At 69.5% G+C, this 25,790-nt stretch carries 24 protein-coding genes; 15 read left to right on the forward strand and 9 right to left on the reverse strand.

Translation table 11 applies throughout. The features are described 5' to 3' along the window. Positions 1-63 precede the first annotated feature (63 nt). Positions 64-465, reverse strand: a complete 402-nt coding sequence (locus tag T333_RS14920) for a hypothetical protein (protein ID WP_355004349.1) — start codon at positions 463-465, stop codon at positions 64-66. Between the two features lie 288 nt (positions 466-753). Beyond that, positions 754-1,380 carry a serine hydrolase domain-containing protein gene (locus T333_RS14925; protein WP_496424819.1) on the reverse strand — a complete coding sequence of 209 codons (627 nt, stop codon included), beginning with the start codon at positions 1,378-1,380 and terminating at the stop codon, positions 754-756. 202 nt (positions 1,381-1,582) lie between these two features. Here T333_RS14925 and T333_RS14930 point away from each other — a divergent pair, with 202 nt between their 5' ends. After that, positions 1,583-2,509, forward strand: a complete 927-nt coding sequence (locus tag T333_RS14930; protein WP_496424820.1) for a PaaX family transcriptional regulator C-terminal domain-containing protein — start codon at positions 1,583-1,585, stop codon at positions 2,507-2,509. 156 nt (positions 2,510-2,665) lie between these two features. On the opposite strand, the gene dnaE is transcribed toward T333_RS14930, so the two are convergent. Next, entirely contained in the window at positions 2,666-6,211 is a 3,546-nt protein-coding gene (gene dnaE, locus T333_RS14935; RefSeq protein WP_355004352.1) for a DNA polymerase III subunit alpha, read from the reverse strand. Between the two features lie 110 nt (positions 6,212-6,321). On the opposite strand from dnaE, the gene T333_RS14940 reads away from it, so the two are divergent. From T333_RS14940 to T333_RS14980, 9 genes are all read left to right on the forward strand, one after another. Continuing rightward, entirely contained in the window at positions 6,322-6,531 is a 210-nt protein-coding gene (locus T333_RS14940; RefSeq protein ID WP_357256967.1) for a hypothetical protein, read from the forward strand. Between the two features lie 8 nt (positions 6,532-6,539). Next, a complete protein-coding gene (locus T333_RS14945) occupies positions 6,540-6,983 on the forward strand; it encodes a hypothetical protein (RefSeq protein WP_355004354.1) in 444 nt (147 codons plus the stop codon). 62 nt (positions 6,984-7,045) lie between these two features. Beyond that, positions 7,046-8,245 carry a sensor histidine kinase gene (locus T333_RS14950; RefSeq protein ID WP_496424821.1) on the forward strand — a complete coding sequence of 400 codons (1,200 nt, stop codon included), beginning with the start codon at positions 7,046-7,048 and terminating at the stop codon, positions 8,243-8,245. A gap of 69 nt (positions 8,246-8,314) precedes the next feature. Continuing rightward, complete coding sequence (locus T333_RS14955) at positions 8,315-9,109, forward strand: LytR/AlgR family response regulator transcription factor (RefSeq protein WP_355004356.1); 795 nt, start codon at positions 8,315-8,317, stop codon at positions 9,107-9,109. Further along, positions 9,106-9,471 carry a hypothetical protein gene (locus T333_RS14960; protein WP_496424822.1) on the forward strand — a complete coding sequence of 122 codons (366 nt, stop codon included), beginning with the start codon at positions 9,106-9,108 and terminating at the stop codon, positions 9,469-9,471. The genes T333_RS14955 and T333_RS14960 overlap by 4 nt, the downstream gene beginning before the upstream one ends. Position 9,472: 1 nt before the next feature. Beyond that, on the forward strand, positions 9,473-11,218 hold the full coding sequence (locus T333_RS14965) for a sodium/solute symporter (protein ID WP_496424823.1): 1,746 nt from the start codon (positions 9,473-9,475) through the stop codon (positions 11,216-11,218). Between the two features lie 159 nt (positions 11,219-11,377). After that, positions 11,378-11,734, forward strand: coding sequence for a DUF485 domain-containing protein (locus T333_RS14970; protein WP_355004359.1), 357 nt, complete (start codon positions 11,378-11,380; stop codon positions 11,732-11,734). Beyond that, positions 11,731-13,365, forward strand: a complete 1,635-nt coding sequence (locus T333_RS14975) for a monocarboxylic acid transporter (RefSeq protein ID WP_496424824.1) — start codon at positions 11,731-11,733, stop codon at positions 13,363-13,365. The genes T333_RS14970 and T333_RS14975 overlap by 4 nt, the downstream gene beginning before the upstream one ends. Before the next feature lie 131 nt (positions 13,366-13,496). Beyond that, complete coding sequence (locus T333_RS14980; protein WP_496424825.1) at positions 13,497-15,518, forward strand: acetate--CoA ligase; 2,022 nt, start codon at positions 13,497-13,499, stop codon at positions 15,516-15,518. Between the two features lie 102 nt (positions 15,519-15,620). On the opposite strand, the gene T333_RS14985 is transcribed toward T333_RS14980, so the two are convergent. Continuing rightward, positions 15,621-16,253, reverse strand: coding sequence for an AAA family ATPase (locus tag T333_RS14985; RefSeq protein ID WP_496424826.1), 633 nt, complete (start codon positions 16,251-16,253; stop codon positions 15,621-15,623). 160 nt (positions 16,254-16,413) lie between these two features. On the opposite strand from T333_RS14985, the gene T333_RS14990 reads away from it, so the two are divergent. Beyond that, entirely contained in the window at positions 16,414-16,836 is a 423-nt protein-coding gene (locus T333_RS14990; protein WP_355004283.1) for a Rieske (2Fe-2S) protein, read from the forward strand. A gap of 2 nt (positions 16,837-16,838) precedes the next feature. On the opposite strand, the gene T333_RS14995 is transcribed toward T333_RS14990, so the two are convergent. The 3 genes from T333_RS14995 to T333_RS15005 form a co-directional block, all read right to left on the reverse strand. Then, positions 16,839-17,306 (reverse strand): VOC family protein, encoded by a 468-nt coding sequence (locus tag T333_RS14995; RefSeq protein ID WP_355004282.1) that lies wholly within the window; start codon positions 17,304-17,306, stop codon positions 16,839-16,841. 119 nt (positions 17,307-17,425) lie between these two features. Then, positions 17,426-18,139, reverse strand: coding sequence for a hypothetical protein (locus tag T333_RS15000; RefSeq protein ID WP_496424827.1), 714 nt, complete (start codon positions 18,137-18,139; stop codon positions 17,426-17,428). Next, positions 18,136-19,077 (reverse strand): hypothetical protein, encoded by a 942-nt coding sequence (locus tag T333_RS15005; RefSeq protein ID WP_496425298.1) that lies wholly within the window; start codon positions 19,075-19,077, stop codon positions 18,136-18,138. Before T333_RS15005 ends, T333_RS15000 begins: the two co-directional genes overlap by 4 nt. 124 nt (positions 19,078-19,201) lie before the next feature. Here T333_RS15005 and lspA point away from each other — a divergent pair, with 124 nt between their 5' ends. The 3 genes from lspA to T333_RS15020 all read left to right on the forward strand — a co-directional run bounded on the left by lspA (position 19,202) and on the right by T333_RS15020 (position 21,583). Further along, positions 19,202-19,888 (forward strand): signal peptidase II, encoded by a 687-nt coding sequence (gene lspA / locus T333_RS15010; protein ID WP_355004279.1) that lies wholly within the window; start codon positions 19,202-19,204, stop codon positions 19,886-19,888. Next, positions 19,885-20,811 carry an RluA family pseudouridine synthase gene (locus T333_RS15015; protein WP_355004278.1) on the forward strand — a complete coding sequence of 309 codons (927 nt, stop codon included), beginning with the start codon at positions 19,885-19,887 and terminating at the stop codon, positions 20,809-20,811. The genes lspA and T333_RS15015 overlap by 4 nt, the downstream gene beginning before the upstream one ends. Positions 20,812-20,920: 109 nt before the next feature. Further along, positions 20,921-21,583: a hypothetical protein gene (locus T333_RS15020; RefSeq protein ID WP_496424828.1), complete on the forward strand. Its 663-nt coding sequence runs from the start codon at positions 20,921-20,923 to the stop codon at positions 21,581-21,583. A gap of 85 nt (positions 21,584-21,668) precedes the next feature. On the opposite strand, the gene T333_RS15025 is transcribed toward T333_RS15020, so the two are convergent. Continuing rightward, positions 21,669-22,325 (reverse strand): response regulator, encoded by a 657-nt coding sequence (locus tag T333_RS15025; protein WP_355004276.1) that lies wholly within the window; start codon positions 22,323-22,325, stop codon positions 21,669-21,671. Then, on the reverse strand, positions 22,322-23,569 hold the full coding sequence (locus T333_RS15030) for a sensor histidine kinase (protein WP_496424829.1): 1,248 nt from the start codon (positions 23,567-23,569) through the stop codon (positions 22,322-22,324). Before T333_RS15030 ends, T333_RS15025 begins: the two co-directional genes overlap by 4 nt. A 133-nt stretch (positions 23,570-23,702) precedes the next feature. Here T333_RS15030 and T333_RS15035 point away from each other — a divergent pair, with 133 nt between their 5' ends. Continuing rightward, on the forward strand, positions 23,703-25,763 hold the full coding sequence (locus T333_RS15035; RefSeq protein WP_496424830.1) for an MMPL family transporter: 2,061 nt from the start codon (positions 23,703-23,705) through the stop codon (positions 25,761-25,763). Positions 25,764-25,790 lie beyond the last annotated feature (27 nt).

Genomic DNA, 25,790 nt, shown 5'->3' on the forward strand with positions numbered 1-25,790 from the left:
CGATCAGCGTCTGGACGCGGCCGGTCGATGGATCGACCGACCGCGCACGGCGCGAGCTACGTCTCAGTGGATTTCGACGTGCAGCGTGTAGCTGGCGTTGCCACGGGTCGGCGCGACGAGCACACGGTAGAGGCCGTCGTAGGGCAACACGATCTCGGTGGCGGTCTCCTCGACGACCAGCACCAGGCCGTCCGGGGCGGAGATGCTGAAGTTCACGTTGTCCTCCAGCGCGACGATCGCGGTGTAGAGCAACTGCCCACCGCGCGCCTCGAGCAGGTAGCTGTCCGCGTCGCCGCGCACGACCGCTCCGTCCACGGTCGCCTCGCTGGCGCCCGGCGCGAACTCGATTTCCGTATACACCCCGGCCTGCGCGGCGCCCGCGCCCGCGACGGCGAACACGAGGGTGGCCGCCAGGGCGGTGAGCGCGAGGAGTGCGGCACGGAAGGGGCGGAGGATCGTTGCCATGATCGTTGTCCTGTGGTGAGAGGGGAATGTCGAACGCCGCCAAGTCTTCCCACGGCGGCTTGTCGTCGGCTGAAGACGCGGTTAAAGCGCCGGTCACACGCTTGTTCCGCGGGGCGACCGGGTAGATCGTACGGCGGGGTTCCGCAACCGATCCTCGGCATCTCGATCTTCGCCCTGGGCACTTCGGAACTCACCTCGGCGGACACGCCGCCAACCCTGGCTTCTCCATTCCCCCTGCTGGACTGCCGATCTCGGGCTTCGCGCAGGCGACCGGCGACCGGCCCCCGTTCAGTTCCCGGCGAACTGCTGGAGCAGGGTGAATCCTGCTCGGTCGACCGAAGCGGTGGCGGCTGAGAGCACCACGACTCCGGCGTGGGCGGCGCGATCGAAACCCATGAAAGAACGGAAGCCACCGGTTCCGCCGTTGTGCCAGGTGATCGTCTGCCCCCGGTGCCGCACAGTCAGCCATGCCGCACCGATCCGGATCGGCCGCCCCGCCGTCTGCGGGACCGGTTCGAGCGCGCCGATCCCCGGTGCGCTGCCGTCGAGTATCGCGGCGGTCAGACGCGACATGTCACGGATCGAGGCACGGATACCGCCCGCAGGCCCCACCGCCTCACCCGCCCACGGCTGCCGCGGCCGACCGAAAGGGCCCCGACCTTCCACCGCAGACGACCGTAGTTCAGCGGCCGACGCCGGCACCGACATGGTTTCGAGGCCCAGCGGGTCGCTGAGGCGTTGCCGCACGAGTTCGGCATAGCGCAGCCCGCATGCCGCCCCGACGGCGTGGCCGAGGCCTGCCATCGGCCCGAGCGGGTCAGCCACTCGGTTCGCCGCACAGTATCGGAGACGCGAGATCTCCGAATCCCCCCAACAGCCCCATCCCGCAGCGCCTTTCGGCGTAGCTTCGATCATCCCTCAGGATGAGTCAGCCGACCGTTTCCGTCACCCGACACAGAACTCGACTGTCGTGAAAGACACCTCTGACGCCGAACACCCTCGTGTCGCTGCCGTCGAGGCCGACCGGCGGTGTCGGCGAGTGGGCGCACGATCCATGCAGGTCATTTTCAAAACTATCGTTCCCAGTTCGAACGATGATTGGAGATAGGCTAACCACATGCCTGGAGAGCGTGTGGAGGAGACGGTCGAGATTCCGACCAGGGTGTTGGTGGAGAGCATGATCCGCGAGGACGCGACCATCGATGCCGGTGAGCTGTACGCGGTGGCCAACGCACTGGGGATGTCGGATCAGCAGGTCCGTCTGCATATCAGGCGTTTGGTCGCCGACGGGCTGATCACCCAGGAGGGGCGAGGACGCAAGGCCTCGTTGCGGGTCGGCGCCGAGATGCAGAGTTCGATCGGGCCGAATGTCGAGTTCGTGCGCTTCATGTACGACCAGGACCGCGGCCAGGCCGAGTGGGACGGTGTCTGGCATCTGGTCGGCTTCGCTGTTCCCGAAACGCGACGTGCCGATCGTGATGCCGTGCGCGACGGCATCGTTCGCCTGGGCGGCGCCGCGATCCAGGGCGGCCTCTACGTCTCACCGAACGCCTGGGAACCCTACATCGACACCGTGACGGACCGGCTGGACGTCGGCGAGTACCTGACGCGGCTCACCACGACAGACCTGCGCGTCGGCGACCTGGACTCCCCCCGGCGGATCGCCGCACGGCTGTGGCCGCTGGACAAGATCGCGGCCGGGCACGAGCGACTGCTGGGCGTGGCGCGCGCTCGCCTCGACCGGCTGACCGGTCCAGCCGAGCTGTCACAGTCGGAGGTATTGACCGTGCTCGTCGAACTCGCCGCCGAATTCACCAGGGCCACCGAGTACGACCCGCTGCTGCCCCCGCAACTGCTGCCCCAGCCCTGGCCGGGCACGCGAGCCCGGGCGGTCCTGGCCACTTGCTGGGCGCGACTGATGCGTTACGACCTCGATTCCTGGCCCCGGATGTTCCAGCACTACTCCGAAGTCATCCGGCACGCCGCGGCAGACGCCAGCTCCGCCGACGGGATCGGCACAGCCGACGGCGGAATCCAGCACTGAGTGAAGCCGAGGATCACCCACCGCCCCGCCCCCGGCCGATGATCATCCGGCGTGACCGCAGTCTGCCCGGACACGACGACATCGAGCGGCCGACGGCAGGACCTTTGCGAAGACCACTGTGCCGCGCCGACTCGAGTCAACGCGGCAGCGTCGGGCTCAGCTCGTCAGGCAGCTCGGGCCGAGCAGGGCCTTGAGGTCGCCGAAGAGGGCCGAGGACGGGGAGACGCGCAGGCTGTCGTCGAGTTTGAGCAAGGTGGTCTTCTCGCGAGCGCCGACGTGGCGGACGTGTACGTCGGAGGTGCCGGGGTGGCGGGAGAGGACGCGCTTGAGTTCGCCGATCTTGTCCGGGGTGCACATCCGGGTGGAGATGGTGACCGCGAGCGGTTTGGCGACGCCGATGGAGGACAGGTCGGGGACGGCGAGGTCGTTGGCGATCAATGAGATTCGGTCGTCGCGCACCGAGACGCGCGCCTTCACCAGCACCACCGCGTCCTCCACGACGTCGGCGCCGTACACCGAGTACGCCTGCGGGAAGAACAGCACCTCGATGCCACCGGTCAGGTCCTCGAGCTGGGCCGAGGCCCAGGCCAGACCGTTCTTGTTGATGCGCCGGTTCACCGAGGCGAGGATGCCGCCGATGGTGACCTGCGCGCCGTCCTTCACGTCGCCTTCGAGGATGGTGGGGATCGGGGTGTCGGCCTGCGCGGCGAGCACGTGCTCCACGCCGTTGAGCGGATGCCCGGAGACGTAGAGGCCGAGCATCTCGCGTTCCAGCGCCAGCTTGTGCTTGGACTCCCATTCCTCGTCCGGCACCGCGACATTGAACACCGAGGCCACCGACTCGTCGGCGTCCATGCCGCCGAACAGGTCGAACTGTCCGATGGCCTCGGCCTTCTTGGTGGTCATCACCGCGTCGATGGCGTCGGAGTGGATCAGCATCAGGCCCTTGCGCGGATGCCCGAGCGAGTCGAAACCGCCGGCCTTGATGAGGGATTCGGTGACCTTCTTGGTGCAGGCGATGGCGTCGATCTTGTTCAGGTAGTCGGAGAAATCGGTGAACTTCGATTTCTCCTTGCGCGCCTGGATTATCGAGGCCACCACGTTCGCGCCGACGTTGCGCACCGCGCCGAGACCGAAGCGGATGTCCTTGCCCACCGAGGCGAAGTTCTGCTCGGACTCGTTGACGTCCGGCGGCAGCACCGTGATGCCGAGCCTGCGGCAGTCCGACAGGTAGACCGCCGCCTTGTCCTTGTCGTCGCCGACGGAGGTGAGCAGACCCGCCATGTATTCGGCCGGGTAGTTGGCCTTGAGGTAGGCGGTCCAGAAGGAGACCAGACCGTAGCCCGCGGCGTGCGACTTGTTGAACGCGTAGCCGGCGAACGGAAGGATGGTGTCCCACAGCGCTTTCACCGCGCCCTCGGAGAACCCGTTCGCGGTCATGCCCTCGTGGAAGCCCTTGTACTCGGCCTCCAGCACCTCGAGCTTCTTCTTACCCATGGCCTTGCGCAGCGCGTCGGCCTTGCCCATGGAGTAGGAGGCGACCTTCTGCGCGATGAACATGATCTGCTCTTGATAGACGATCAGGCCGTAGGTCTCGGCGAGGATGTCCTTCAGCGGTTCCTCGAGTTCCGGATGGATCGGCTTGATCGGCTGGCGGCCGTTCTTTCGGTCGGCGTAGTCGTTGTGCGCGTTCATGCCCATCGGGCCGGGGCGGTACAGCGCGAGCACGGCGACGATGTCGTTGAACCCGGTGGGCTGCATGCGGCGCAGCAGGTCGCGCATCGGCCCGCCGTCGAGCTGGAAGACGCCGAGAGTGTCACCGCGCGAGAGCAATTCGTAGGTGGCGGGATCGTCGAGCGGCAGGTTGTCCATGTCCAGGTCGATGCCGCGATTGGCCTTGATGTTGTCCAGCGCGTCACCGATGACGGTGAGGTTGCGCAGGCCGAGGAAGTCCATCTTCAGCAGGCCGATGGCCTCGCAGGACGGGTAGTCCCAGCCGGTGATGATCGCGCCGTCCTGGGGGCGGCGCCACACCGGAATCGCGTCCATCAGCGGCTCGGAGGACATGATCACCGCGCAGGCGTGCACGCCCGCGTTGCGGATCAGGCCCTCCAGGCCGCGGGCCGTCTCGTAGATCTTGGCGACATCGGGGTTGTTGCCGATGAGCTCGCGGACCTCGGCGGCCTCCTTGTACCGCTCGTGATCGGGATCCATGATGCCCGAGAGCGGGATGTCCTTGGCCATGATCGGCGGCGGCAGCGCCTTGGAGATCTGGTCGGCGATGGCGAAACCGGGCTGGCCGAACTGAACTCGCGCCGAGTCCTTGATGGCGGCCTTCGTTTTGATGGTGCCGAAGGTGATCACCTGGGCGACCCGGTCGCTGCCCCACTTCTCGGTGGCGTATCGCACCATCTCACCGCGGCGGCGATCGTCGAAGTCGATATCGATATCGGGCGCGGAGGGGCGCTCGGGGTTCAGGAACCGCTCGAACAGCAGGCCGTGCGGAATCGGGTCGATATTGGTGATGCCGAGCGCGTAGGCCACCAGCGAACCGGCCGCCGAACCACGACCGGGGCCGACGCGGATGCCGACCTCTTTCGCGTGCGTGACGAGGTCGCCGACGACGAGGAAGTAGGCGGGAAAACCCTTCTGCCGGATGACATCGAGCTCGAAGTAGGCGCGGTCGTAGTACTCCTGCGGCACGCCGTCGGGGAACCGGCGGGCCAGCCCGCGGTCCACTTCTTTGCGCAACCACGAGTCCTGGGTCTCGCCCTCCGGCACCGGGAACACCGGCATGCGGTCCTTGAAGTTCCACACGTCGTCGTAGGACTGCACGCGCTCGCCGATGCGCACCGTGTTCTCGCACGCGCCAGGCACTTCCGCGTCCCACAGCGCGCGCATCTCGGCGGCCGACTTCAGGTAGTAGCCGTCACCGTCGAACTTGAACCGGGTCGGATCCGAGAGGGTCTTACCGGTCTGCACGCACAGCAGCGCCTCGTGGTTGGCCGACTGGTCCTTGGTCACGTAGTGACAGTCGTTGGTGGCCAACGGCGGAATGTCGAGCTGCTTGCCGATGCGCAGCAGGCCCTCGCGGACCCGTCGCTCGATGGACAGACCGTGGTCCATCACCTCGAGGAAGAAGTTGTCCTTGCCGAAGATCTCCTGCCACTTGGCCGCGGCCTCCAGCGCCTCGCGCTCGTGGCCGAGGCGCAGCCGGGTCTGGACCTCGCCGGACGGGCAGCCGGTGGTCGCGATGATGCCCTCGGCGTACTGGGCGATGATCTCCTCGTCCATGCGCGCCCACTTGCCGAGCTGTCCTTCGATGGAGGCCAGCGAGGAGAGCTTGAACAGGTTGCGCAGACCGGTCGCGGTCTCGGCGACCATCGTCATGTGGGTGTAGGCGCCCGAGCCGGAGACGTCGTCGCCCTTCTGGCTCGGGTCGCCCCACTGCACGCGCTTGGTGTCGAAGCGGGAGCCGGGCGCGATGTAGGCCTCGATGCCGATGATCGGCTTGATGTCGTGTTTCTTGGCGGAGTTGTAGAACTCGGCCGCGCCGTACATGTTGCCGTGGTCGGTCATGCCGACCGCCGTCATCCCGAGTCGCTTCGCCTCGGTGAACAGCGGAGAGATCTTGGCCGCGCCGTCGAGCATGGAGTACTCGGTGTGGTTGTGCAGGTGAACGAACGATCCGGACTCGGCCAAGACAGTCCTTCCTCCCAAGGTCTCGACGGGGGTTGGTGCACCGAGTCTAAGCGCCCCCTGCGACACGAATTCGCACCGGCACGCGCCGCCAGGATGATCATCGGCGCGTCGTGAAGAAGATCACCGGCGCGTCGCGATCGGCCGCCCAGATCGGCCGGAAAGAGCCGTCGCGAAGGCGCCCCGCCGACGAGGACGACAGCGCGCTCGCGAGCGGCGAGATCGATCGAAAGCGTGCGGACCGTGAGCTCGATCTTGGTAATCTCGCTTCCGCGTACGCAGGTCCAAGAATCCGCAACTACCTGGACGAGGTTCGAGGATGACCACCAAGATGACCAGCACGCTAGTCAAGACAGTTCCCTTGGCGGCCGCGCTGTCCGCGGCCGCGCTCGCCGTCACCGCGGCCCCCGCCGTGGCCAACGGCGGCGAGTTCACGACCGTCTACTCGCTGACCAACGGAGCGTGCCTCGCGCAGATCGACGCCTCCGTCAACGGCAACGCGTACCCGCAGTCCGCGGCCTTCACCGTCGCCTCGAACATGTGGGGCCTCGGGCCGTGCAGTGTCCCGGTGACGCTGAACTGGCGCAACACCGAGACCGGCGAGACGGGGAAGGTCACCCAGACGCCCAACGGTCCGGGCTTCTGGATGAACGACGGCAAGTCGGCGGTCTTCAGCCCGGGCGTCGGGAAATTCACCGCGACGATCACGGTCGGCGCGGCGCACCTGCCGCAGCCCGGCACGATCCAGTTCGCGGTCGCCCCGTACCAGGGCTGACCCGCACTCGTAACGCGCGTCCATAATCGGACCATGATCGGGCGATACCTGGCCGTGGTCCGGTGACCGCGACCGTCGTCGCCGTCGTCACGGCGGCGCTGGTGGCGGGCGGCGCGCTGTTGGTGTGGCTGCGCACGCGGCGGGTGGTCACCACACCCGCCGAACGCGCCGTGCACTCGGCGCTGCACACCGCCTCGCTGGCCGCCGTGCCGCTGCGCCGCGGGCTCACCGACCAATCCGCGCGGGAGGCCGCGCCCCATTTGCGCGCGCTGACCGGCGCGGACGCGCTCGGCGTCGCGGATCCCGACGGCGAGGTGCTCGCCTGGGACGGACCCCATGCCGATCTCGCCGAGGTCTTCGCCGACGCCGCGCGGCGGGCGGCCGCGAGCGAACGACCGGTGCTGGTGGCCGGTCCCGGGCAGGGTGAGCACGGCGCGCGGACGCTGGTCGCGCAGCCGTTGCTGATCGAGAACAGCGGCGCGGCGGGCGCGCTCGGCGTGGTCGCCAACGGCAAGCCGGGGCCAGGACTGCTCGGCGCGCTCGCCGAGGTGGCCCGTTACGCCTGCGGCCAGCTGGAACTCGCCGATCTAGACGCTTCGCGCGCCCGGCTGGACCGCGCCGAGGTGCGCGCGCTGCGCGCCCAGATCAGTCCGCACTTCATCTACAACGCGCTCAACACCATCGCGTCGTTCGTGCGCACCGATCCGGATCGAGCCAGGGAACTCATCCTCGAGTTCGCCGACTTCACCCGCTACTCGTTCCGCGCCGCGGGGGAATTCACCGTGCTGTCCGACGAACTGCGCAACATCGAGCGCTACCTCGCGCTGGAACGGGCGCGCTTCGGCGACGCGCTACAGGTGCGGCTGCGTATCGCGCCCGAGGTGCTCGGCGTGGTGCTGCCCTTCCTCGCCCTGCAACCGCTGGTGGAGAACGCGGTGCGGCACGGCATCGCGGGCAGGCAGGGCGGCGGAACCATCGCCATCGTGGCCACCGACGCGGGCACCGACTGCCTGATCAGCGTCGAGGACGACGGCGCGGGCATGGACCCCGATCTGCTGCGCTCCGGCGCGCTCGACGCGGTCGAAACGGGTTCCGGCCCCGCGGGTTCCGGCGAATCCGCGCACGTCGGGCTGGCGAACGTGGACGACCGGCTGCGCGCGGCCTTCGGCAACGACTACGGGTTGATCGTCGAGACCGCGCCGGGCGCGGGCACCAAGGTCAGTCTGCGGGTGCCGAAGTTCCGCCCCGGCGTGCGCGCCTGACGCGACGCCGGGCCAGGTCGGGGGTATCCGAAACATCGCCGCTCACCATGCCCTTACGATGGAGCGGTTGTGACGCAGAACACCGATGGCTCGGCGGGCCCGCTGCGCGTGCTCGCCGTGGATGACGAGAAGCCCGCTCTGGACGAGCTGGTGTACCTGCTGCGCACCCAGCGCGGCGTCGGCGAGATCCACACCGCGGGCGAGGCGACCAGCGCGCTTCGGGTGCTGCGCACCCATCCGGTGGACGCGGTGTTCCTCGACATCAACATGCCCGGCCTCGACGGCATGGAGTTGGCGGGCATCCTCTCCGAGTTCGCCAACCCGCCCGCGGTGGTGTTCGTGACCGCGCACGACGACCGGGCGGTGAGCGCCTTCGACCTCGGCGCGGTGGACTATCTGCTCAAGCCACTGCGCGAGGCGCGCCTGGCCGAGGCGGTGCGGCGCATCACCCAGACGCGCGCCGCTCCCCCGCCGCCCGCGGCGCCGCGCACCGACCCGAACGAAGTGATCCCCGTCGAACTCGGCGGCGTCACCACCCTGGTGCATCGCTCCAGTGTGAGCTGGGTCGAGGCGGACGGCGACTACGCGCGCCTGCACACCAGCGCGGGCTCGCACCTGGTGCGCATCCCACTCACCGCACTCGAAACCCGCTGGGAGAACGCCGGGTTCCTGCGCGTGCACCGCTCCTACCTGGTGGCGCTGCGGTTGGTGACGGGCTTGCGCACGGTGGGCAGCGGCACCGTGGTGTGCCTGCGCGCCGAGGGCAGCGCGGCGGCGGTGGAGCTGCCGGTCAGCCGCCGCCAAGTGCGCGAGCTCAAGCAGCGGCTGGTGCACGGACCGCGGCACAACTGGACCGCTCGGTGACCGGCCCGCAGCGGCCCGCGCGCCAGCGGGTGGTGCTCGCCGAGCGGCGCGGCGCGCGGCGGGTGCGCACCCGCGTGGAGGTGGCCGAGCAGACCGAGATCGGTGAGGCGTTGATCGGCGGTCTCATCCGCGCCCAGCTCGGCCTGGCGCTGCGCCTCGCGGTGGTCACGGTGCTGGCGCTCGGCGCGATTCCGCTGCTGCTCGGTATCGACGCGCTCGCCTCGGCCGTCGTGCTCGGTGTCCGGCTGCCCTGGCTATTGCTCGGTGTCACGGTGTTCCCCGCGCTGTACGTCGTCGGGCGGCTGTATATCCATCTGTCCGAACGCAACGAGGAGGATTTCCTCGACCTGGCCGGGGACTGACGTGGGCGCGCCCGCCCTGACCCTCGCGGCGCTGCTGCTCGCCGCGTTCGCCACCGTGGCGATCGGCGCCTACGGTGTGCGGCTGGCGCGCACCACCTCCGATTTCCTCGTCGCCTCGCGCAGCGTCGGCCCCGGGTGGAACGCCGCGGCGATCTCCGGCGAATACCTCTCGGCCGCTTCGTTTCTCGGTGTCGCGGGGCTGATCGCCAAGTACGGCGCCGACGCGCTGTGGTACCCGGTCGGATTCACCGCGGGCTATCTGGCGCTGCTGCTGTTCGTCGCGGCGCCGCTGCGCCGCTCCGGGGCCTACACGGTGCCGGATTTCGCCGAATTCCGGCTCGGCTCGGTGCGTTTGCGCAAGTTGGCCGCAGTCGTGGTGGTGCTGGTGTGCGCGGTCTATCTGATCCCGCAGTTCCAAGGGGCCGGGTTGACGCTGCGGATTCTGCTCGGCGTGCCCAGCTGGGTCGGGGCCGTCGCGGTCGGCGCCATCGTCATCGCCAATGTCACCGGCGGCGGGATGCGGTCGATCACGCTGGTCCAGGCGTTCCAATACTGGCTGAAGTTCACCGCGGTCGCGCTGCCCGCCCTGGTGCTGCTCGGTCATTTCCTGGCGCAGGACCGCGAGCTCGGCACGGCCGCGCCGCCGATCGTCACCGAGCGCACCACGGTGGACGTCACCACCGACGTGGTGGTGCAGGTCGGTGTCGGCCAACAGGTCTCGATCACGGGCACGGTGGACGGCCGCCGCGTCGACGGCCCGGTGGCGTTGACGCCCGGCGAACACGAACTGGCCGCGGGCACCGAGATGGTGCTCGAATCCGGTTCCGCGGTCCCGGTGGTCGCGGGTGCTCCGGCCGACGGCGCGAGCTGGTTGTCGCCCGGCGGCGGCTTCGGCGGCTCGCACCCGACCTACCAGGTGTATTCGCTGATCATCGCCACTTTCCTCGGCACCATGGGGTTGCCGCACGTGCTGGTGCGCTTCTACACCAATCCCGACGGCCGGGCCGCGCGCGCCACCGCGCTCGCCGTCATCGGTCTGGTCGGCACGTTCTACCTGTTCCCGATCCTGCTCGGGGTGTTCGCGCGGCTGTACGTGCCGCAGTTGCTGATCACCGGGACCTCCGATGCGGCGGTGCTGTTGCTGCCGGGTTCGGTGCTCGGCGGATTGCCCGGGCAACTGCTGGCGGCGCTGGCGGCGGCGGGCGCGATCGCCGCGTTCCTCTCGACGTCCTCCGGCCTGCTGGTCAGCATCGCTGGTGTGCTCAGCACGGACATGCTGCGCGGCCGGATCCGGGACTTCCGGATGGCGGCGCTGGCGGCGGGCACTGTGCCGCTCGCGCTGTCGCTCACCGTCGCCTCGCTCGACCTTTCCCGCACGGTCGCCCTGGCCTTCTCGGTGGCCGCGTCGACGCTGTGTCCGCTGCTGGTGCTGGGCATCTGGTGGCGCGGGCTGACCGCGAAGGGCGCCGGCGCGGGCCTGACCGCGGGCGGTCTCGTCGCGGGCGGGGCGACGGCGGTGTCGGTGCTCAGCGGCGCGTCCGAGGCGGTGGCCGACGGATGGCTCGCCGCGATCCTCGGCTATCCCGCGGCGATCAGCGTGCCGCTGGCCTTCCTGACGATGATTCTGGTGAGCAAGCTGACGCGGGGCCAAACTCCGCGCACGGTGCGACGGATCTTCGTGCGCATGCACGCGCCGGAACGGCTCGGCATGGGCGCCGACCGCGAGCGCGGACTGCGCGCGGGCTGACCGCCGAGCCGTTCGGCCGCCGACCGTTCGTCGCGCCGAGCCGACCGTTCACCGCACAGATCCCCGCCTTCACAGAGTGACCTGCGCCACAACGCATATCGGAGCTCGGCGCGGTCTACCTTCACCGCAGTAATCCACGTCACAAGCTAGGACGCTCCGATGACAAGTATCGACCTCGACGGCACCAAGCCACCGCGCGCGCCGAGCGCCGAGGACTTCGCGGCCGTGCAGGCCAGTCCGCAATTCCAGGAGCTGCGCAACCGACTGCGCCGTTTCGTGTTCCCGATGACGGCGCTGTTCCTGGTCTGGTACCTCAGCTACGTCCTGCTCGGCGCGTACGCGCACGACTTCATGGCGAGCAAGGTCGTCGGCGATATCAACGTCGGGCTGCTGCTCGGTCTCGGCCAGTTCGTGTCCACCTTCGTGATCACCGCGCTCTACGTCCGCTTCGCCAACAAGGAACTGGATCCGCGTGCCGCGTCCATCCGCGACTACCTGGAGGGTGAGCGGGCATGATGACGCAGTACCTCGCCGCCGACACGGTCGGCAATCCCCTCGCGAACATCGCCATCTTCGGCCTGTTCGTGGCCGTCACGATGGTGGTGGTGATCAGGGCCAGCCGCAACAACGCCAGCGCCGCGGACTACTTCACCGGCGGACGTGGCTTCTCCGGCCCGCAGAACGGCATCGCCATCGCGGGCGACTACCTTTCGGCAGCAAGCTTTCTCGGCATCGCGGGCGCTATCGCCGTGTACGGCTACGACGGCTTCTTGTACTCCATCGGATTCCTGGTGGCCTGGCTGGTCGCGCTGCTGATGGTGGCCGAAATGCTCAGGAACACCGGCAAATTCACCATGGCCGACGTGCTGAGCTTCCGGCTGCGGGAACGGCCGGTGCGCACCGCCGCGGCGCTGTCCACGCTGACCGTCTCGCTGTTCTACCTGCTGGCGCAGATGGCGGGCGCAGGCGGCTTGGTCGCGCTGCTGCTCGACATCGACGACCGCGCCGGACAGTCGGTGGTGATCGCAGTGGTCGGCGTGCTGATGATCGTCTACGTGCTGGTCGGCGGCATGAAGGGCACGACGTGGGTGCAGATCATCAAGGCGGTGCTGCTCATCACCGGCGCCGCGCTGATGACCGTGATGGTGCTGGCCAAGTTCGGGTTCAACTTCTCCGACATCCTCGGCTCGGCGCAGCAGATGGTCTCCGATTCCACCAACAAGGCCGTCGCCTCGCGTGACGTGCTCGCCCCCGGCGCGCAGTACGGCGCGAACGAGACCTCCAAGCTGAACTTCGTCTCCCTCGGCTTGGCCCTCGTGCTCGGCACCGCGGGCCTGCCGCACGTGCTGATGCGCTTCTACACCGTGCCGACCGCCAAGGAGGCCCGCCGCTCGGTGGTGTGGGCGATCGCCCTGATCGGCGCGTTCTACCTGTTCACGCTGGTGCTCGGCTACGGTGCGGCCGCGATCGTCGGCCCGGACCGCATCCTCGCCGCCGCGGGCGGCCAGAATTCGGCGGCGCCGCTGCTGGCCTTCGAACTGGGCGGTGTGGTGCTGCTCGGCATCATCTCCGCGGTCGCCTTCGCCACCATCCTCGCGGTGGTCGCGGGGCTCACCATCACCGCGGCGGCCTCGTTCGCGCACGACATCTACGGCAGCGTGCTCGAGCGCGGCAAGGCGGACGAGTCAGCGCAGGTGCGAGTTTCGCGCATCACCGCGGTGGTGATCGGCGTGCTCGCCATCGGCCTCGGCATCCTGGCCAACGGGCAGAACATCGCGTTCCTGGTGGCACTGGCCTTCGCGGTCGCCGCGGCGGCGAACCTGCCGACGATCGTGTATTCGCTGTTCTGGCGGCGGTTCAACACCACCGGCGCGCTGTGGAGTATGTACGGGGGCCTGATCTCGACCATCGTGCTCATCGTGTTCTCGCCCGCGGTGTCGGGCAGCAAGAGCGCCATGCTGCCCGGCTCGGATTTCGACTGGTTCCCCCTGTCGAATCCCGGAATCGTCTCCATCCCTCTGGCATTCGCGCTCGGCGTGATCGGCACCCTCGTCGGCGGCCGCACACCGGAGAACCCCGCGAAGGCCGCCGAGATGGAGGTTCGCTCGCTCACCGGAGTGGGCGCGGAGAAGGCGGTCGTGCACTGACCTTCTGGTCCCGTCCCGCCGGGACCACCGCAGGACTCGCCGCAACGGCGCGGCGCCCGTCGGGTCCCGGCAACACCGGGGCCCGACACCTGCCCCGTTGCCGCTCAGGCTTTTTCGATTGGAGATGTAACTTGACCAGCGCCACCACCGAACCCGGCACCGCGATCCCCGTGGTCTACCCGCCCGGCGCCGAGTTCGCCGCCGCGGCGAACGCCGACGCCTCGCTGTACCGGGCGGCCGCCGACGATCGCGACGCGTTCTGGGCCGAGCAGGCCGAGCGACTGCACTGGCATCGCAAGTGGAACCGGGTGCTGGACTGGAGCGACGCTCCCGTGGCCAAGTGGTTCGACGGGGGCGAGCTCAACGTCGCCTACAACTGCGTGGACCGTCACGTCCTCGATGGTCACGGCGACCAGGTCGCCATCCACTGGGAAGGCGAACCGGGCGACTCCCGCGACATCACCTACCGGCAGCTGCTCGACGAGGTGTCCCAGGCCGCCAACTACCTGACCGAGCTCGGGCTCGAGGCGGGCGACCGGGTCGCCATCTACATGCCCATGGTCCCCGAGGCCATCGTGTCCATCCTGGCCTGCGCCCGCCTCGGGCTCACCCACTCGGTGGTGTTCGCGGGCTTCTCCCCCACCGCCCTGCGCCAGCGCGTCGACGACGCGCGCGCCCGGCTCGTCATCACCACCGACGGGCAGTGGCGCCGCGGCAAGTCGGCGCCGCTCAAGGAAGCCGTGGACGAAGCGCTCCACGCGCATGGGGATGTGCCGCCCCGCCCGGACGGTCAGGGCCAGGAGGAGGGAGTTCCCACGGAGGGCGCCCGCTCGGGCGAAAATGGACACAGCGTCGAGCACGTGCTGGTGGTGCGCCGGACGGGCGTCGAGGTGCCCTGGACCGAGGGGCGCGACCTGTGGTGGCACGAGACCGTCGAGGCCGCTTCTCCTGAGCACGAAGCCCAGCCCTTCGACGCCGAGCACCCGCTGTTCATCCTCTACACCTCCGGCACCACCGGAAAACCCAAAGGCATCCTGCACACCTCCGGCGGCTACCTCACCCAAACCTCCTACACCCACCACTACGTCTTCGACCACAAACCAGGACAAGACGTCTACTGGTGCACCGCCGACATCGGCTGGGTCACCGGCCACAGCTACATCGTCTACGGACCCCTGTCCAACCGCGCCACCCAGGTCGTCTACGAAGGCACCCCCAACTTCCCCGACGAACACCGCCACTGGCAGATCGTCGAAAAGTACGGCGTCACCATCTATTACACCGCCCCCACGCTCGTGCGCACCTTCATGAAGTGGGGCCGCGAGATCCCCGCCGCGCACGACCTGTCCAGCATCCGGCTGCTCGGCTCGGTCGGCGAGCCGATCAACCCGGAGGCATGGCGCTGGTACCGCGAGGTCGTCGGCGCGAACGCCACACCCATCGTGGACACCTGGTGGCAGACCGAGACCGGCGCGATCATGATCTCCCCGCTGCCCGGCGTCACCGCCGCCAAACCCGGCGCCGCGATGACCCCGCTGCCCGGCATCTCCGCGCAGGTCGTCGACGACGACGGCACCGGCCTCGAGCGCGGCCGCTCCGGTCTCCTGGTGCTGGACCAGCCGTGGCCGTCCATGCTGCGCGGCATCTGGGGCGACATGGACCGGTTCCGCGAAACCTATTGGGCACGTTTCGCTTCCGACGGCTGGTACTTCGCCGGTGACGGCGCGAAGGTGGACGAGGACGGGGCGCTCTGGGTGCTCGGCCGGGTCGACGACGTCATGAACGTCTCCGGCCACCGCATCTCCACCGCCGAAGTCGAATCCGCCCTCGTCGGACACTCCGGCGTCGCCGAAGCCGCCGTCGTCGGCGCCACCGACACCACCACCGGCCAAGGCATCGTCGCCTTCGTCATCCTCACCGCCGAAGCCAAAGACACCGGCCAAACACTCGTCGACGAACTCAAAGCCGAAGTCGCCCGCGAGATCAGCCCCATCGCCAAACCACGCGAAATCCACGTCGTCCCGGAACTCCCCAAAACCCGCAGCGGCAAAATCATGCGCCGCCTGCTGCGCGACGTCGCCGAAGGCCGCGAACTCGGCGACACCTCCACCCTGGTCGACCCCAAGGTCTTCGAGGCCATCGCCCGCGGCTGACCCGGCGCGCGGGCGGCGTACCCGGTCCGTGAGGGGGATCGGGTCCGCCGCCCTCGCGCCGCCGAAAAGCACTCCGGTGTCGGCAGCGGAATGCGTTGCCGCTCAGCCGAAGCGGATGTGACGGACGCCGACCCAGGCACGGCGGAGGGCTCCGCGTAGCTCGCTGTCGGTATTGGGTCGCAGCGAAAGACCCACCGCCGCACCGATACGGTCGGCGACTTCGGGCACCGTCATTTCGTCGGTCCAGATCTGCGCCGCGAACTCGGGGCCCACCAACCGCTCCAGACACAGGTCCAGCTTGGACACCGCCCAGCTCTCCCGCCACAGCGGAGCGTCGCGTCCGGTGAGCTTCTGCGCGAGATGCCCGAAGCCGCGCTCCCGCAGTCGTCGCAACACCACCTCGCGCTGCGCCAGCAGGGCGAAATGGTGCACCTCGTGGCCCCTTTCGCGCAGCGGGTCGAGAATCTCGGCGAGGTACTTCGGTTCCACCACCGTCATCGGCGCGAACACCGGCCCGCCGTGCCTCGTCAGCGCCAGTTCGAGCACCTCGCGCACACCGTGCCGCCAGCTCGCGAAATCCTGGAAGTCGGCGCGCAAGTCCGGCGGCGCCATCCGGTGCAGCCCGAAACCGACGTGTTCTGGATCGCAGAGCACCGCACCCGGCACCCGCCGCGCCAGCTCGTGCGCCGTCTGCGTCTTTCCGCCACCGAACGGACCGTTGATCCAAACCAGCATCTCGCCAGCGTAGGCGTCGCTGCCGAATCGGTCTCCGAGGTGCTCGGCTGTGAACCCGGCGGCAGCTGAACCGTTGCGGCTCCTGGGACGTGGTAGGTGAGGACGTCGGTTCGGGCGGGATCGGCTCGGCACCGGCGCGGCTGAGTTCGAGGAGATCCGCATGAAAAGCACCAGGGACGACAACGATTCGCTACTCGACCGCCGCACCGTGGTAGTCGGAGCCGGAGTGCTGGCCGCCACCGCGCTCGCGGCGTGCGGCGCCTCCGGGAACGACACGGCAGCGTCCGCGGCGCGGTCCGGTGGCCCGACGGTTCTGGTCAAGACCGCCGACGTTCCTGTCGGCGGCGGCGTGATCGCGGGTGACACGGTGGTCACCCAGCCGAGCGCGGGCGTCTTCGTCGGTTTGGACAGCACCTGCACGCACGCGGGCTGCCGAGTCGGCGAGGTGACCGGCGGCACCGTCAACTGTCTCTGTCACGGCAGCAAGTTCGGCCTGGACGGTTCCGTCGTCGCCGGCCCGGCCCAGCGCCCGCTGACATCCAAAGTTGTTCGGGTGGAGGGTGATTCGGTCGTCTCTGGATGACTTCAGTCGTCGCCGAACATCTCCGCCATGCGCCGGTCCATCTCCTCCGGGGAGATGTCCTCCACGTGCGTGGCCACCGTCCAACGGTGTCCCCACGGGTCTTCGAACGCACCGCTGCGGTCACCGTAGAACTGGGTGGTCATCGGAGTCAGTTCCCTGGCGCCGCCCGCGATGGCGGCCGCGAAGGACGCGTCGGCGTCCTCGACGTAGACGTAGATGTTGACGGGCGTGCCGCCGACCGTCTTGGGATCGAGGAATTCCATGTCCGGCGCCGGGTCGCCGAGCATGATGACCGAATCGCCGAGCGTGAGCTCGCAGTGCGCGATCTTGCCGTCAGGGCGCGGCATACGCATCCGCTCCGCGGCGCCGAACACCTGCTTGTAGAAATCGATCGCGGCCGCGGCGCCGTCGATCGCCAGGCCCGGCGATACCGCCGGATATCCGTCGGGGACGGGTTTCACATCGGACATTGGGGGACCTCCGATCGAGGCGTTGTCTCGGATAGGGCGAGCCTATTCCCGAGAGCCCGCCGAAATCGCCCGATCGGCCGAAAGATCTATCGAATCCAGCCCGGAGCTACGCGCGGTGCTCACGGCCCGGCGACACCGCGCAACCTGTCCACCTGATCGGCCGTCAGCTCGGTCAGCGCCGCGGGCTCCACCGAGTCCGGTGCGGTAATGGTGACCTGCGCCAATACCGAACCCACCTGAACGATCGAGACGACCGAGACCAGGGTGAACCCGGCGCTGGAGGTCCGCAGCTGGAATGCCGTCGAGGCGTCACCGACGGCCGGTTGTGCCAGACCGCCGAGCCGGTATTCGATCGACGTCCCGTCCGCGTCGTTGCCGGAATAATGGGTGCATTCGCGCAATGTCCGCTGCACCGAAGAAAAGGCGTCCGCCAATTTCTCCGGCGCATAACTCGCGGCATCGATATCGATACTGGAGAAGCTCGGACCGTTGTAGGCGACGGTATTCCAGGTCAGCGGTTCGGTGCCCTGCTCGGCCAGCGGCAGCAGCACCTGAGCGCACCGGGCGGGGCGCGTCTCGGCCGTGGGTCCGGCGGTCTGGGCCTGTCCCGGCGACCGGGAATCGAGCACCGGCGTCATGCCGGGCAGGTCGGCGGGACCGAGCAGGCGGCGGGCCAGCTCGTCCGGATCGATCAGCGGCGGACCCGGCACCGCAGCCGCCGCGACCGCGGGACCGAGCGGCGGCAGGTCGGGAGCGGACGGTTGCTCCTGCTCCGATCCGCAGCCCGCGATCACCGCCGCACTCGTCACCGCGAGCAGCAGGCCCCGTTTCACTCCGCCCACGAGACCTGCGTGGTGATGGTCTGCTGCAACATGCTCGCGCTGCGCGGATCACGGTAGGCCTGATGACCGCCGACGGTGATGGAGCCCGCCACCGGCAGCGGCAAGCGCAAGTCGACGGTGATGGTCCCGGTGCCCTGCATCACGTAGTCCTCGATGTCGAGGGTGCCCGCGTTGTTGGGCAGCGACCACTTCGCGGACTTCGGGGTCTGCGTCACGTTCAGCTGGATGGTCAGCCGGTCGCCGTCGCGCTCGGTCAGCGTCGCGGTGGTGACCTGGTCGAGCGTCACGCCGCCGGTCACCTCTTGGTGCACGGTCCACACCGCGCCCTCGCCCACCGGCTCGTCGGGGAACATGATCGAGCGATAGACGGCCTGGTAGAACGCTTGCTCCAGCGCGGCGCGCGCGGCGTTGGAGGTGTCCGGTGACGGGGCGAGCCGCAGCGCGGTGATGGCGCCGTCGTCGCTGAAATCGAAGCCGGCGTGCGAGCCGTCGGCGGCGGTGAGCGCCTTGTTCAACAGCGGGTCGGGCGTGGATACCGCGCCGATGACGAGGTCGACGCCCTCGGCGCTGGTCTCGGCGGTCATCGGGATGGTCAGCGCGGGCGTGGAGAAGTCGCGCCTGGGCTGGTCGTTGATCTGCTGCTCGATGCGGTGATCGGTGCGCAGGGTCACCCGCTGGTCGGTGCCGACGACGAAATGCGGCCGCAGCACGTCGCGCGGCTCGGCGCCGGGCGAGAGGAGCGTCGCCGCCGCGGCCGAGATCGGCACGGTCACTTCCTTGGGCATGCCCAGCGGCTCGGTCCCTTCGGTGGCCGCGGGCGCCTCGGTGTCGTCGCCGCAGGCGACGCCGAAGGCGGAAAGCCCGACCGCGAGCACGACGAGCAACACACTCGAGCGCGCGAACCGGGGCAGGTGAGAAGAAGACAACACCGTCACGAGCAACACGATACGACCGCTTCCTGAGTGTCAGCTGGGACATTCGCCTTGCGTGCCGCCGGGCGCGTTGCGAACACGCCGCGAGGAGGCGCGGCGCGGCGCGCGCGGCGCTCGAGAGATGATGATCGGCGTGAGTGACGACCGGCCGCCCGAGGACAACACCGCCGACACGGTGCGAAAGACGACCCCGCCGCTACGGTTGCGGACCCTGCTGATCATCGCCGCGGTGCTGTTCGGCCTCGATCTGCTCACCAAGACGATCGCGGTGGCCAAGCTCCGGCCGGGCGAGCCGGTGTATCTGATCGGCGATTTCGCGCGGTTCACTCTGGTGCGCAATCCCGGCGCCGCGTTCTCCATGGCCACCGGCATGACCTGGCTGCTGACGCTGGTCGCCGCCGCCGTGGTGATCGGCGTGATCCGCATCGGGCGCACGCTGCGCTCGCTGTGGTGGGCGATCGGGCTCGGCATGGTGCTCGGCGGCGCGCTGGGCAACCTGGTCGACCGGCTCTTCCGCGCGCCGGGACCGTTGCAGGGCCACGTCGTCGACTTCGTCGCGATCGGCTGGTGGCCGGTGTTCAACGTGGCGGACTCGGCGATCGTCTGCGGCGCGATCCTGCTCGTGGTGCTGACCGTGTTCGGCTTCGAGCCCGACGGCACCCGGACCGGCCACGACGCGGACGAGGAGGAGGCCGCGACGGCACGACCCGAACCGCTCGCGGAGGCCGAACCCGAGAAGGACGAGCCGAAGAAAGCTGAGCCGAACAAAGACACGCCGGGCGGCGCCGAAGAGGAGAACGCGGCATGAGAGAGACCAGAACCATGCCCGTGCCCGACGGGCTCGACGGCATGCGGGTCGACGCGGGCCTCTCCCGCCTGCTCGGGTTGTCGCGCACCGCGGTGGCCGCGCTCACCGCCGAGGGCTCGGTGCAGCTGGACGGCGTGCCCGCGGGCAAGTCCGACCGGCTCGTCGCGGGCGCCTGGCTGGAGGTCGAATTCCCCGAGCCCAAGCGGGAACTCACCATCGAGGCCGCGCCGGTGGAGGGCATGAAGATCCTCTACGCCGACGACGACATCGTCGCGGTGGACAAGCCGGTCGGCGTCGCGGCGCACACCGGCGTCGGCTGGACGGGCCCGACCGTGGTCGGCGGGCTGGCCGCGGCCGGATACCGGATCTCCACCTCCGGCGCGCACGAGCGCCAAGGCATCGTGCACCGGCTCGACGTCGGCACCTCCGGTGTGATGGTGGTCGCCCAGTCCGAGCACGCCTACACCGTCCTCAAGCGGGCGTTCAAGCAGCGCACCGTCGACAAGCGCTATCACGCGCTGGTGCAGGGACATCCCGATCCGAGCAGCGGCACCATCGACGCGCCTATCGGCCGGGCCCGCGGCAACGACTGGAAGTTCGCGGTCACCGCCGACGGACGGCCGAGCGTCACCCACTACGACACCGTCGAGGCGTTCCAGGCGGCCAGCCTGCTGGACATCCACCTGGAGACCGGGCGCACCCACCAGATTCGCGTGCACTTCTCGGCGATCCGGCACCCATGCTGCGGTGATCTCACCTACGGCGCCGACCCGCGCCTCGCCGAACGCCTCGGTCTGCAACGGCAGTGGTTGCACGCCCGCTCGCTCGGCTTCGCCCATCCCGCCGACGGGCGCTGGATCGAGATCACCAGTGAGTACCCGGACGATCTGAAGAACGCGCTGGACGTCCTGCGCAATGCGTGAGCGCTCGGAGTCCGGTGCGGAGCGTCGCGAAGGTGGCGTTGCCGGCGGATCCGAGAGCCCGGCAACGAACCACCCGCGCGCTGCAGGATTCCGCGGACCACGCGCCCGGGTGCTGCGGGCCGTGCTCGCCGGAATCCTCGCGGTCGCCGTCATCGGATTCATGGCCGTGCTCGGTGCGCTGAATCCGCCGCGCGAGCTCGGCGTCGGCACCGATCGGCTCGGCCCGGACCGCGCCGAGCCGGTCGCCGACTACCTTGTCAGAGCGCGCGATTCGCTCTCCGGTTCCGATACCGAGCAGCACTGGGCGCTGGTCTCGTTCACCGAACCGATCGCGCCGCAGGCGATTCCGGCGCACAGCGGCGGTCTGCGGATCGGCCAAGTGCTGCACCGTGTTCCGATATCGCGCGTGCAGACGCCACTGGTCGCGGTGCAGGTGCCCGCGGGCGACGCGGTCGCCGTGGCTTCCGCCGACGCGGCCGCGTGGCAGCTGCTCGCCCAACTGGAGCAAACCGGGCCGATCGACGAGCGCTACACGCGGGTCATGACGGTCGCCATCTCCCGCCTGCGGGCCGGATGCGCCTGCACCGTCGGCCTCGTCGTCCGCGGCACCCTCCCGGAGCTGCGAAACCTGGCCGCCGCCAACGGCATCCGCGCGGTCGAAGCCCTGCCCGCCGACGCCGTGGCGGGCCACTTCGCGGTGAACCCGTTGCTGCCGGAGCACACCGAGACCGTCGTCCCCGGACCGGACGACGCCCCGGTCCCCGACAACTGACCGAGATTCAGCGCCGGGTTGTTCGTGGCGACGGGCTGCACACCGAGTGCGCGCATCTGGTCGAGCTTGTGCACCGCAGAGGTTCTCAGGTGGCGGGCGTGACGAGTCCCGCCTCGTAGGCTGCGATGACGAGCTGGACGCGGTCGCGGGCGAGCAGTTTCGCCAGGATCCGGCTGACGTGGGTCTTCACCGTCAGCGGGCTGAGCACGAGGGTCTCGGCGATCTCGGCGTTGGTCAGACCGCGCGCGACGAGGACGAGCACATCGAGCTCGCGGTCGGTGAGCGTGCCAAGCGTCGGGCGCGGCGCTGGATCCGGCGCGGACCTGACCCGCGCGATGACGGCGGCGGTCGCGCTCGGCGACAGCAGCGCCTCCCCGGCCGCCACCGTGCGGATCGCGTCCAGCAGCGCGGCGGGCTTGGTGTCCTTGATGAGAAACCCGCTCGCGCCCGCGCGCAGGGCGGCGAGCACGTTGTCGTCGGTGTCGTAGGTGGTGAGCACCAGCACCCGGACGCCCGCGAGGTTCTCGTCCGCGGCGATGGACGTGGTCGCGGCGATGCCGTCCAGATCCGGCATGCGGATGTCCATCACGACCACGTCGGCCCGTTCGGCACGAGCCAACGCCACCGCCTCGCGCCCGGTCGCCGCCTCCCCCACCACCGTCATATCGGGCGCGGACGCGACCAACAGCGCGAACGCCCCGCGCACCAGCGCCTGGTCATCGGCCAGCAGCACCCGGATCACAAAGCGACTCCGCTGGTCTCGCTCCGATCGATGCCGCTCGCCCATTCCCGCGCGCCGTCCCGTCGCGCGTCGGCGGCCGAGGCCAACGAAGCATCCACCGCCCCACCCTCTTCCGGCACTCCCGGAATCGGCAGCGCGGCGATCACGGCGAACCCCGCGTCCGTGCCGAGCGTCCGGAGCGAACCGCCGACGGCCTCCGCTCGCTCGACCATGCCGCGAACGCCGAAACCCTGGGCCCCGTCGCAAGTTCCGTGACCGTCGTCGGTGACGCGCACGATCAGCCGATCGGCCTGATAGTCGAGCAGCACTGACGCGCGAGTGGCCCGCGAGTGCTTGGCGACGTTGGTGAGCGCCTCCTGCACGATCCGGTAGGCGACCATCTCGACGGTCGGCGCGAGCGCACGCACCTCGCCCAGCGTCTCGAACTCCACCACCGCACCCGCCGCCTCGGCCGGTTCGGCCAGCGCGGACAGTTGCGCCAGCGCGGGCAGCGGGCCGCGGGGCTCCCCGCCCGGGGTGCGCAACACGCCGACGGTCGCGGCCAATTCGGCGCGCGCGTCGGCACACGCGTCCGCGATGGTGTCCAGGGCGGCGACGACGGTGGCTCGTTCGGCCCGTCCTTCGGTGAGCAGGTGCGCGGCCACCCCGGCCTGCACCTGGATCACGGTGATGGTGTGGGCGAGCAGATCGTGCAGATCTCTGGCGATGCGCAGCCGTTCCTCCGCCACCTGCCTGCGCGCCTCGGCATCGCGCGAGCGTTCGGCGCGTTCGGCCCGGTCCAGTGCCTCGGCGATGTAGGCGCGGTGGAGCCGCACGGCCTCGCCCGCCACGCAGGCCAGCACGATCCAGCCGACGGCGCCGAACGCTTGCAGCGCCGTGTTCTCGTTCTCGGTGCGCGACAGCAGGATTCCACCGAGGCCGAACACGAGGACCACCGCGATCACCAGTGCCGTGCGCGCCCGATTGCCGTACCTGGCCACCGTGTAGAGCGCGACGATGGTCGCGGGCACGACGGCCTCGTGCGGAAATTCGTTGGCGTGGTAGGGAATCACCAGCACCAGATGCGCGAACAACACCCCGAGCGGCCAGGTTCGGCGCGCCACCAGCACCGCTGTCGACAACGTGAGCAGCACCGCACCGAAGGCGTCCAGTGGCCGCGGACCCGCCAGCGGCCCCGCGGCGATCAGCTCGACGACCACCAGCGCACCGGCCAGCGCACCGTCGGCCACCCACCGTCTGTTCATCCCGCCATTCTCCGGCAGCCGACCGCGCCCGGCGTACTCCGCGCGGCGTATCTCCAACAGCCTTCCGGGGGCGGACGCTTTCGATCCGCCTTCCCGCGACGCTGCTTGGCATGTCCGAAACGAGGAGACAGTGATGGGGATGAAGAGCAGGGCGTGGTTGCTGATCGGCCTGTGGATCGCGGTGCTCGCCGCGTCGACACCGTGGGCGAGCGGGTTGGACGATGTGAAATCCGATCGGGAGATCGACTATCTTCCCGCCTCGGCACAGTCGACGATGGCTGCCGAACTGGAGACCACCCTGCCCGGCGGCACCGAGAATGTGTTCCTGGTGGTGTACCACCGCGCGAACGGCGTCACAGCGGCCGACCGAGCCACCGCCGCCGCGCACTACGCCGCACTGCGCACGAAGTACGGCGTGCTGGGCGGACCCGAGCGGCCACTGTCTTCCGACGACGGTGCGGCGCTGCTGTTTCCGGTCGCGGTCGGCGAATCACACGGTGAGACGGCGGAATACATCGAGGAGTTCCGCGCGACGGTCGCCGAGCATCCCGGCGGACTCACCGTCCAGGTCGCCGGACCCGGTGCGCTGCAAGCGGATTTCGAGGGCGCGTTCGAGGGCATCGATGAGCGACTGCTCCTGGTGACCGCCCTCGTGGTCACCGTGATCCTGCTGCTGACCTACCGCAGCCCGCTGCTGTGGCTGGTGCCGCTGGTCGCCGTCGCGGGGGCGAACGTGCTGTCCATGGCGGCGGTCTACGGGCTTGCCAAGGCATTCGACGTCACCGTCAACGATCAGAGCGCCGCGGTGCTCACCATTCTGGTGTTCGGCGTCGGCACCGATTACGCGCTGTTGATCGTCGCGCGCTACCGCGAGGAACTACACCGCCGCATCGAGGTGGGCGAGGCGATGCTGGCGGCGCTGCGGCGCTCGGTGCCCGCGATCGCGGCCTCCGCCGCCACCGTCAGCCTCGGGCTGCTGTGCCTGCTGGCCGCCGACATGAACAACGCCGCGGGCATGGGTCCGGTGGGCGCGGCGGGCATCGTGTGCACGCTCGCGGTGATGGTGACACTGTTCCCGGCCCTGCTGGTGGTGTGCGGACGGTGGATCTTCTGGCCTCGGGTGCCCCGCGTGCGGACCGAAACGACCACGGCCCCAACGATGTGGGACCGGATCGGTGCGGCCATCGCCCGCAAGCCGGTGCTCTCCGCGCTCGCCTCGGTCGCGGTGCTGGCACTGCTGAGCCTCGGCCTGCTCGGCAACACCGACTCGCTGGGCCGGGCCGAACAGTTCGTGAACACACCGGAATCCGTCCAGGGGCAGTCGCTGATCGCCGCGCACTTCCCGGACCGCGCGGGCACGCCGCTGCTGATCCTCGCGCCCAACGGCGTTCGCGACGCGGCGATGTCGGCGGTCGCGGCGGATCCCGGCATCGGCGCGGTCGAAGCGGGACGGTCCGGGCCGACCGCGGGCGAGATCGTCGCGATCCCGCGCGACCCGGCCGATTCCACCGCCGAATACGCGACCATCGAGCGGTTGCGCGACACCCTCGGCGAGGTCGCGCCCGGCACGGTGGTCGGCGGCCTCAGCGCGGCGAACCGCGACATCGCGACGGCGTCGGCGCGCGACCGGTGGGTGGTGATTCCGCTGGTGCTGCTCGTGGTCACCGCGGTCCTCGGGCTGCTGTTGCGGTCGCTCGCCGCGCCCATCGGACTGGTGCTCACCGTGGTGCTGTCGTTCGGATCCGCGCTCGGCGCAAGCGTTTTCGCCTTCGAGCACGTCTTCGGCTTCGGTGGCCTGGATTCCGGCCTGATCCTGCTGGCGTTCCTCTTCCTGGTCGCCCTCGGCGTGGACTACAACATCTTCCTCGTGAGCAGGGCGAGGGAAGAGTCGGTGCGGCACGGCACCAGGCAGGGCATCCTGCGCAGCCTCTCGGTCACCGGCGGCGTGATCACCTCGGCGGGCATCGTGCTGGCCGCCACCTTCGCGGTGCTGGTGACCCTGCCCCTGGTCTCGCTGGCCCAGCTCGGGTTCGCGGTGGCCTTCGGCGTCCTGCTGGACACCTTGCTGGTTCGATCGGTCCTGGTTCCCGCGCTCACGCTGATCGCGGGAGACCGGGTGTGGTGGCCGTCCCGGATGTCGCGACCCCTCGTCTCGTCCGCGTCTGTCGAACCGGAGACGGTGGCGGCACGGTAGAACACGAAGGCGGCTGGCTCTCGTTTC

This window comes from Nocardia sp. CNS-044 (genome assembly GCF_059570515.1).